The following is an 8,769-nucleotide window of genomic DNA, read 5'->3' as shown; positions in this document are numbered from 1 at the left end:
GCGCAGCGGTGGTCGTGCCCGCCGATCGGCCCGCCCCCGGTGACGATCGTGATCAGCCCGGTGCGCCGTGCGGTTGCGGTCGTGCGACGACGGGCAGTGCGGACGGTCAGGGGCATGGTCAAGTCGCTCACGGCATCCAGCGTCGGTCACTCCGCGTGGACGCCGCCTCCACCGGAGGTACCGATCGACTGGCCGATAGGACAGCGGCAATCCCCGGTTCGCGGCATCGTGCGTGGGAACATGCGAAGGTGTCGCAGCCGACCTCGCCGGGCCGCGCGCCGGAAGGCGTGGTCGTCATCATCCCGGCACTGCATCCCGAGCCCGGATTCGCCGGCTTCGCGGCCCAGTTGGCGGCGAGTTTCACCGAGGTTCTCGTGGTCGACGACGGCTCGGGCGCCGACTACGCCGACATCTTCGCCCGGATCGCCCACGCACCTGGGTGCCGGGTCCTGACCCACACCGTCAACCGCGGCAAGGGAGCGGCCCTGAAGACCGCATATGCCGATCTGCTTGGGCGACGGCCGGCCCGGGTGATCGTGACCGCGGACTGCGACGGGCAGCATACCGCCGAAGGCATCGCCGCCGTGGCGGCGGCGGTGCAGGCGGCCGGGCCCGAACAGGTTCTCGTGCTCGGGGTCCGCCGGTTCTCCGGTCCGGGCATCCCCTTCTTCAGCCGCCTCGGCAACGGCTTCACGACCGGGGTGATCCGGATGCGGTACGGCCAGCGCCTGCCCGACACGCAGACCGGGCTGCGCGGGTTCCCGCTCGCGCTCGCCGAACCGATGAGCCGGGTCGAGGGGGAGCGCTTCGAATACGAGATGAGCGTGCTGATCTGGGCGCTCGCCCAGCACATTCCGATCCTCGAGGTGCCGATCGCGACCGTCTATCACGACGCGAAGAACAGCCAGTCCCACTTCCGGCCGCTGCGCGACTCGCTGATGATCTATCGGACTATCCTGCGCCAGGCACGTTCTCGAAAATGACCCGCGCAGGTAGTGCGCCGGACACCTTTGACTCGTAGGGTGACGCCGATCCCCCACCGGTTCGTCCCAGGAGCACCACCGTGACTCCCAGCAAACCCTGCGGCTAATCACAGCCGCTAACCCCGTGCTGGCCCTCGGCGCCGTCTGCGCGCCGTCCGCCTCCGCGGCCTCCGAGAATGTCGTCATCGCCGAGGCGGATGGCGGCGGCGGCAACTCCGGCGCCCCCTACAGGAGCGACTTCGTCGAGCGGTCTCGAGCGGCAACGCCTTGCCTGCCCCGGTGGTCATCGGCGAGGACCGCGTCGCCCCGCAGCAGACCATCGAGGCCGAGAACCCCACGAGCTTCGCATACAGCGGCGCCGCCTTCCTCCCCGAGCGGACGCCATCGACTTCTACGAGTCCCTCGAGGGGATGTACGTCGGTGTCCGCGACGCCGAGGTCGTCGGACCCACAGCGTCCTTCGGCGAGATCCCGGTCCGGCGTCGTCGACTACAGGTCGTCACCGACAAGCAGGGCAATGTCTCGCTGAGCGTCAGCCCCGGCCGGATCGACCCGACGAACCCGGCGTTCGAAGACTCCCGCAAGCCGGTCGTGGGCCAGTTCAAGTTCCGTGGCCAGACCGTCTTCGTCGCGGGCGGTGCATTTCTCGTCGAAGGGCGGCGACGACCCGCTGTTCGGCCGCGGGCAGCGGCCGGTGCGTTTCAGTGAGGAGGCCCGGCACGCGCAGGCACGTGTGGTGCGCACCTTCGTCAACGAGATCATGGCCAAGGACCCCGCGGCCAACCGCTGGACCTATGTCTGCGAGGGCAACAGCCAGGTGCTCGACCACATCCTGATCTCCAACTCCCTGGCGTCGCTCGAGAAGTTCTCCGGGCCCTACCGTCCGGGCAGCGGTGTCAAGCCGGCGTTCGTCTACGACATCGTCCACACCAACGCCGCGTTCTTCGACCAGGACTCCGACCACGACCCTCAGGTCGTCCACCTGGACCTGAAGCGCTGACCCGCATCACCGAAACCCCCGGTTCCCTCGCGGAACCGGGAGTTTCGACGTCACCGCAGGGGTATCAGTCGCTCGACATCGGCAAGACCGTCACCAAAGAGCCGCGAGGCCTGTCTCGATGCCCGCGCCCAGGAGCGCCGGGTGATCGCGACGTGACGTGCCGCGATCGTCAGAAGCCGGTCTGGATGTGCCAGATCCGGTTGATGTAGTCGCGCATCGAGCGGTCGGACGAGAAGAAGCCGGTCCGGGCGACGTTCAGGATGGCCGACCGGCTCCACGCCTCCTGGTCGGCGTATGCCGCCTCGACCTCCGCCTGCGCGTCCAGATAGGCCTGGTAGTCGGCGAGCACGAGGAAACGGTCGTTGTAGAGCAGGTCGCCGATGACCATGCTGGCCGCCTCGCGGTTGCCGCCGGTGAAGTGCCCCGAGTCGATCAGGTTGATCGCGCGGCGCAACTTCTCGTTGGACTCGTAGTACTCCGTCGGCCGGTAGCCCCGGGCCTGCAGGTCCGCGACCTCGGGCTCGGTCATCCCGAAGAGGAAGAAGTTGTCGTCGCCGACCAGCTTGCGGATCTCGACGTTGGCACCGTCGTCGGTGCCGATCGTCAAGGCCCCGTTCAGCGCGAACTTCATGTTGCCGGTGCCGGAGGCCTCCTTGCCGGCCAGGGAGATCTGCTCCGACAGGTCGGCGGCCGGGATCAGCCGCTCGGCGAGGGTGACGTTGTAGTTGGCCGGGAAGGCGATGAACAGCTTGCCCTGCACGCGCGGGTCGTTGTTGATGACGCTGGCGACCGAGTTGATCAGGAAGATGATCTCCTTGGCCATCCGGTAGCCGGGTGCGGCCTTGGCGCCGAAGACGACGGTCCGCGGGGTGACGGTCGCCGGGTCGAGGTCACCGGAGATGATGCCCTCGTAGAGGGTGACGATGTGCAGCAGCTTGAGCATCTGGCGCTTGTACTCGTGCAGCCGCTTGACCATCACGTCGAGCAGGTGATCCTCGGGCAGCAGTATGCCGTCGCGGCGCTCGAGGACGGCGGCGATCCGCGTCTTGTTGGCGGCCTTGACCTCGCGGAACTTCGCGCGGAACTCCGGGTCCTCGGCATACGTCTCGAGCTCGCGCACCCGCTCGAGATTGGCCACCCACCCGACCCCGATGGTGTCGGTGATCAGCTTGGACAGGAACGGGTTGGCCTGCCGCACGAACCGCCGGGGGGTGACCCCGTTGGTGACATTGGTGAACTTCTCCGGCCACATCTCGGAGAAGTCCGCGAGCACCTTGTCCCGCAGCAGCTGGCTGTGCAGTTCGGCCACGCCGTTGACCTTGACCGACGCCACCGTCGCCAGGTGCGCCATCCGCACCGAGCGCTCGGGGTGGTCGCCGATGATCGACATCCGGCGCACCCGCAGCTCATCGCCCGGGAACTGCTCGCGAACCTCGGCGAGGAAGACCTCGTTGATCTGGTAGATGATCTCCATGTGCCGCGGCAGCAGCCGCTCCATTAGCGAGACGGGCCAGACCTCCAGCGCCTCGGGAAGCAGCGTGTGGCAGGTGTAGGCGAAGCACTGCTTGGTGATCGCCCACGCTTCCTCGAACGTCAGGTCGTAGTCGTCGATGAGCAGCCGCATCAGCTCGGGAATGCCGATGACGGGGTGGGTGTCGTTGAGCTGGAAGATGATCCGCTCGGGCAGTTCCCGCACGTCGAGGTCGGTCGGCTGGGTGTGCTTGAGGAAGTCGAAGATCGAGCAGGCGACGAAGAAGTACTGCTGCTGCAGCCGCAGCTCCTTGCCCTGCGGCGTGGAGTCCTCGGGGTAGAGCACCTTGGAGATGTTCTCGGCGACGGTCTGCGAACGCACCGCCGAGGCGTAGTCACCGGCGTTGAAGATGTCGAGATCGAAGGCGCGGGTCGCGATGGCCCGCCACAGTCGCAAGGTGTTGACGACGCCGTTCTGGTAGCCGGGGACCATCACGTTGTAACGGATTCCCAGCACGCTCCAGTCGGGCACCCAAGTGCAGCGTTCGCGTCCGTCGTCGGCGGTGGCGCGTTCGACGTGCCCGCCGAAGTGGACAGGGACCTCCATCTCGGGGTGGGCGATCTCCCACGGGCCACCCATGGACAGCCAGTTGTCGGGGACCTCGACCTGGCGGCCGTCGACGAAGGTCTGCTTGAAGATGCCGTACTCGTAGCGGATGCCGTAGCCGACGCACGGCGCATCCATGGTCGCGAGCGAGTCGATGAAGCAGGCGGCGAGCCGGCCGAGACCGCCGTTGCCGAGGCCGGGCTCGACCTCGGCCTGCCGCAGCGCGTCCAACTCCAGACCGCATACCTTCATCGCCTCCTCGGCGATGGCGCTCAGGTCGGTGGCCAGGAGGGCGTTGTCGAGCTGGCGCCCCAGGAGGTATTCGGCCGAGAGGTAGCCGACCATCTTGTGCGGGCTCTGCCGACGGCGGGTCGCCGTCTCCAGCCACCGGGCCGTCAGGTAGCCGCGGACCGTGCGCGCGAGCGCCATGTACTGGTCGTTGAGCGACGAGCGCGACAGGGGCACGCCCTGGCCGTAGTTGAGTTCGCGCAGGAACTCCTTGACGAAGCCGTCGACCGTATGCGGTGGGGCCGTGACCGGACCCAGCGCCAGCGGGTGCGTGGACTCGAGCGTCGGACCCCGCTCGTGGAGGTAGTCCTCGGCTACGGCGACGGTTTCCGCAGGGCGGACGGCCGGCATGGTGTCAGACACGTTGGGTCACTTTCACTGGGCTCGTGTAAACCTTTTCAGGGCACGTGTCACGAGCATAAGGCCCCGGCGACGCTGTCGGGCTGGTCTCGGAAGTCTCCGAGAAGGGTGATGCAGGCCTCCACCGCGAGCGCGGTGCATCAGTGGTGCGCCGGCTCGCCGGAGCGAGCCTTGTGGACCAGGGTCATGACGGCGACGATGACGGCTCCCCACAGGAGCCCGAAGACCGCCGACGCTGCGGTGTTGGCGAGCCAACCGAGGAGCGCGCCGCCGAGGTCGTGGGCCACCTCCTCCAGGTGGTGGACCCAGCCGTAGAGCGTGTGCCACCCGAGGTCGTCGGTGCCCTTGAGGACGATGTGCCCGCCGACCCACAGCATGGCCACGACACCGATCGTCGACAGGGCCGCCAGCACCTTCGGCATACCGGCGACCATTCCCCGCCCGATGGTGGCCTTGGCCCCCGTGCCCGCCTTGGCCAGGTGCAGGCCGACGTCGTCCATCTTGACGATCAGCGCCACCACTCCATACACCAGCAGGGTCATCGCGATCGCGACAACGATGAGGATCGCGGTGCGCATGAGGAAGGGCTCGTGGGCGACCTCGTTGAGCGAGATGACCATGATCTCGGAGGAGAGGATGAAGTCGGTCCGGATGGCTCCGGCCGTCATCAGTTTTTCCTGCTCTGCACTCTCGAGCACGACCGGAGTCTCGTCCTCCGCGTGGTGGCCGCCGCCGAACTTCTCCCACACCTTCTCCGCGCCCTCGTAGCACAGGTAGCTGCCGCCGATCATGAGCAGCGGGGTCAACGCCCACGGGGCGAACTGGCTGAGCAGCAGCGCGGCCGGCGTGATGAAGAGGAGTTTGTTGCGCAGCGAGCCGATCGCGATCTTCTTGATGACCGGCAGTTCGCGATCGGGAGTGAATCCGTCGACATAGCGCGGCGTCACGGCGGTGTCGTCGATGACGACCCCGGCGGCCTTCGACGTCGCCCGGCCGGCGGCCAGGCCGACGTCGTCAATGGAGGCCGCGGCCAACTTGGCCAGCGCGGCGATGTCGTCCAGCAGGGCGACGAGTCCGCCGGCCATGAGCAACTCCTGAGGTCGGGGGTTCGGACGGGAGCACTCAAGGATAACGGCTGGTGCCGCCCAGATCTGAATCAGCGCGGCTGCACCCCGGCATGCATCCAATCGCGTCACGAAGCAGCCGTCGTCCGGGAGCGGGGCGGCAGGGAGCGGGGCGGCAGGGGGAATCGAGTGGCCGGCGCGCGCGGCCTGGCCCTACGGTGGAGCGGTGTCCTCCCCACGCTCCGATCTGCTGCGCGACCGCCCGTTCGCGCTGCTGCTGACGGCGCGGACGCTTTCGATGCTGGCGCTCGCCTTCGCGCCCGTGGCGCTGGCGTTCGGGGTGCTCGACCTGCCGGGGGCGAGCGCGACGACCCTCTCGACGGTCCTGGCCGCGGAGTCGATCGCGCTGGTGCTCTTCACGCTCGTCGGTGGCGTGGTCGCCGACCGTTATCCGCGCGAGCAGGTGCTCCGCGCGGCCGAATGGGCCAATGCAGTGCTGCATATCGTCATCGGGGCGCTGCTGTTGAGCGGACATGCACCCGTATGGGGTCTGGTCACCTTGACCTTCCTCGCGGGCACCGCGGGTGCCCTGGTCTGGCCGGCGATGACGGGGATCGTGCCGCAGGTCGTGCCCGCGCACTCCCTCCAGGACGGCAACGCCCTGATCGGGATCGGCGGCAACACCGCCCGAGTGGCCGGCCTCGTCGCCGGCGGCATCGTCGTCGTCGCCATCGGTGGCGGCTGGGCGCTGATCGCCGCTGGAGTGATCTTCGCCGTGGCCGGCTTGTGTGTCGGGCGGCTCCGGCTCACGCGGCCCCCGCAGGACGACGTGCCCGGTCCCGGGATGCTTCGTGAGCTGCGGGTCGGCTGGAGTGAGTTCCGGTCGCGGACGTGGCTGTGGGTGTGCGTGCTGCAGTTCTCCGCTTTCGTCATGGTGTGGCAGGCGGCGCATCTGGTGCTCGGGCCGGTCGTCGCGAAGACCGCACTCGGGGGGCCGGGAGCGTGGTCGACGATCCTGACCGTCGAGTCCTGCGGGCTGATCCTCGGGGGACTCGTTGCGATGCGGTGGCGGCCGGCATACCCGGTCCGGGCGGTGGTGCTGCTGAGCTTCCTGGGGGCGCCGCCCTATCTGTTGCTCGGTCTGCACGCACCCCTCGTGGCGATCGCGGTCGCATCGTTCTTCCTCGGGTTCGCCTTCGAGATGCTCTCGATCTTCTGGCAGACGACGATGCAGCGCGAGATCCCGGCCGAGTCGCTCTCGCGCGTCAGTTCGTATGACGCGCTGGGCTCCCTGGCGCTTGGGCCGCTCGGCATCATCCTCGCCGGGCCGGCGGCGGATGCCGTGGGGGCACAACGGGTTCTGCTCGTGTGTGCGGCTGTGATGCTGGTGGCCAGCGTTAGCTCCCTGTCCGTCCCGAGCATTCGCAGTCTGCGGGCGCGCCCGGACGTGCAGTCGTTGCCGCCGGCGCCGGATTCACCCGCCGACCTCGGCCCCGCAATCACCCTGCCGCAGTAGCTCGGCGCGGGGTAGCTAGGCGCGTGGTCCGGGCGCCTTCTCCAGGACGTGCAACCACGTCCGGTAGTGCTCGACGATCTTGCCGCCGAGGTCGTCGGCCGCGGCGCGCGCCTGGGCGACCTCCGCCGGCGACCAGTCGCTGAAGGTCGTGAAGAGCCGCTCGATCTGGCCGGCGGTCAATTCGATCGACCACGGCCACTCCCACGAATCGACGGGGAGGAACAGCCCGCTCTCGGTCAACTCCCGCATCGTCGGGCGTAGACCGCGTTTGTCGGCAGTGGCCTCGACCCGGGACTTGACGATCTCTGCGACGCGGCGGCGGAACGGGGTCTTGACCGACGCGTCCCCGAAGGTGGTCCGCAGCACCGCGAGCCGACCCTGGGCCCGCAGCGCGTCGTGCAGCATCGGCAGGGCAGTGTCGAGGCTGAGCCAGTGCAGTGAAGTGGCACCGATGGCGGCATCGAAGCTGCCCGGCGCGAGATCCAGATCTTCCAGACGTTGCACGACCACCCGGGCCTGCGGGACGCGCTCCGCGAGGGTCTTCGCGAGCACCGGCCGTGGTTCGACCGCTGTCACGTCGGCGCCGGTGGCGACCAGATCCGTCGTTGCCTCACCCGTGCCGGCCCCGATCTCCAGCACCCGGACACCCGGTCCGACCACGTGTGCCTTGCGCAACTGGTCGAAGACGGCTGCCGGGTATCCCGGGCGAGAACCGGCATACGACGCGACGATGCGGTCCAGATGTTCGGGCGTCGGGGCGTCCAAGCCTGTGTTCCCCATGGACGGCAGGCTAACCCCTCAAGATGAACCGTCGACGTGAACGGTCGACTCCACCTGCGGTCATCCCCCGAAGCGGCTGCGGGCGCGCTCGGCGGCACGCGCGATGCCGCGTCGTTCGTAGGCGAAGGAACCACGGCGCCGACCGCCGGCAGGTTGCGGGCGAACCCGACGACGCGGCCGGCTCCGGGGCGCTTGTCCATATCGCTGTTGAGGCGCCACAGGTCACGCGCCACCCGCCCGACGAGGGCGGCACTGCCGCCGAGGCGCCGCACGATCCCGGGCTGGTCAGTGTCGTCCGGTCTGATGTCGTCCTGATTGGTGTCGTCCTGATTGGTGTCGTCCTGACCCGTGTCGGCGCGCTCGGCGGAGTTCTGGCCGGTGGCGGGAGTGGCCTCCTCGGCGAGCGCGAGTTCGATCTCGGCCATCGACAACTGCCGGTCGAGCACGATGTCGGCTGCCGCGGCGACTCGCCGGGGAATGTCCTCGATGCCCATCTCGCGTGCGACGGCGTTGACTATCAGGACCTGGGCGGCGGCGCCGATGACGTCGCCGACGCCGGTGAGCCGGCCGACTTTGCCGAGCAGGCCGGGGACCGCGGTCAGGGCCGCAGCGGCGGTGCCGAAGCGTTGCACCCACCACGCGATGCGGTCGGTGAGGATGGCCGTCTGCCAGTCCGGGTGCCGCGGATGCACGCCCGCCGCC

Annotated in this window: 8 protein-coding genes; 5 read left to right on the top strand and 3 right to left on the bottom strand. The window is 68.7% G+C overall.

Annotation, left to right across the window (positions count from 1 at the left end; genetic code table 11):
- The first annotated feature begins 248 nt into the window (after nucleotides 1–248).
- From BN11_RS06630 to BN11_RS06620, 3 genes are all read left to right on the top strand, one after another.
- Nucleotides 249–983, top strand: a complete 735-nt coding sequence (locus BN11_RS06630; protein ID WP_048696040.1) for a glycosyltransferase family 2 protein — start codon at nucleotides 249–251, stop codon at nucleotides 981–983.
- Nucleotides 984–1,393: 410 nt separating this feature from the next.
- Complete coding sequence (locus tag BN11_RS06625; RefSeq protein ID WP_048696038.1) at nucleotides 1,394–1,690, top strand: hypothetical protein; 297 nt, start codon at nucleotides 1,394–1,396, stop codon at nucleotides 1,688–1,690.
- Entirely contained in the window at nucleotides 1,677–1,982 is a 306-nt protein-coding gene (locus BN11_RS06620) for a hypothetical protein (protein ID WP_157044014.1), read from the top strand. Before BN11_RS06625 ends, BN11_RS06620 begins: the two co-directional genes overlap by 14 nt.
- Nucleotides 1,983–2,151: 169 nt before the next feature.
- Here BN11_RS06620 and BN11_RS06615 read toward each other — a convergent pair whose 3' ends face one another.
- Both BN11_RS06615 and BN11_RS06610 read right to left on the bottom strand, forming a co-directional pair.
- Entirely contained in the window at nucleotides 2,152–4,698 is a 2,547-nt protein-coding gene (locus tag BN11_RS06615; RefSeq protein ID WP_048696035.1) for a glycogen/starch/alpha-glucan phosphorylase, read from the bottom strand.
- Between the two features lie 149 nt (nucleotides 4,699–4,847).
- Nucleotides 4,848–5,792: a DUF808 domain-containing protein gene (locus tag BN11_RS06610; protein WP_048696033.1), complete on the bottom strand. Its 945-nt coding sequence runs from the start codon at nucleotides 5,790–5,792 to the stop codon at nucleotides 4,848–4,850.
- A 205-nt stretch (nucleotides 5,793–5,997) separates the two neighbouring features.
- On the opposite strand from BN11_RS06610, the gene BN11_RS06605 reads away from it, so the two are divergent.
- The gene (locus BN11_RS06605) at nucleotides 5,998–7,287 is read left to right on the top strand and encodes an MFS transporter (protein WP_048696032.1); all 1,290 of its coding nucleotides are present in this window, start codon (nucleotides 5,998–6,000) and stop codon (nucleotides 7,285–7,287) included.
- Nucleotides 7,288–7,302: 15 nt separating this feature from the next.
- Here the strand turns inward: BN11_RS06605 and BN11_RS06600 are convergent, their stop codons facing one another.
- Nucleotides 7,303–8,067, bottom strand: a complete 765-nt coding sequence (locus tag BN11_RS06600) for a class I SAM-dependent methyltransferase (protein ID WP_083433584.1) — start codon at nucleotides 8,065–8,067, stop codon at nucleotides 7,303–7,305.
- A gap of 23 nt (nucleotides 8,068–8,090) precedes the next feature.
- Here BN11_RS06600 and BN11_RS23500 point away from each other — a divergent pair.
- Nucleotides 8,091–8,769 (top strand): hypothetical protein (locus BN11_RS23500; RefSeq protein WP_162213176.1); only part of this gene is annotated, 679 nt, incomplete at its 3' end.

Source organism: Nostocoides australiense Ben110, assembly GCF_001050535.1.
Lineage (GTDB): Bacteria > Actinomycetota > Actinomycetes > Actinomycetales > Dermatophilaceae > Nostocoides_A > Nostocoides_A australiense.
Note: the sequence above shows the minus strand (reverse complement) of the source record. Positions and strands in the feature narration are given on the sequence as shown.

Bases quoted from the DNA above. Each gene is read 5' to 3' on its own strand.
- BN11_RS06625 (WP_048696038.1), top strand. From the start codon at position 1,394: ATGTACGTCGGTGTCCGCGACGCCGAGGTCGTCGGACCCACAGCGTCC.
- BN11_RS06615 (WP_048696035.1), bottom strand. From the start codon at position 4,698: ATGCCGGCCGTCCGCCCTGCGGAAACCGTCGCCGTAGCCGAGGACTAC.
- BN11_RS06610 (WP_048696033.1), bottom strand. From the start codon at position 5,792: ATGGCCGGCGGACTCGTCGCCCTGCTGGACGACATCGCCGCGCTGGCC.
- BN11_RS06600 (WP_083433584.1), bottom strand. From the start codon at position 8,067: ATGGGGAACACAGGCTTGGACGCCCCGACGCCCGAACATCTGGACCGC.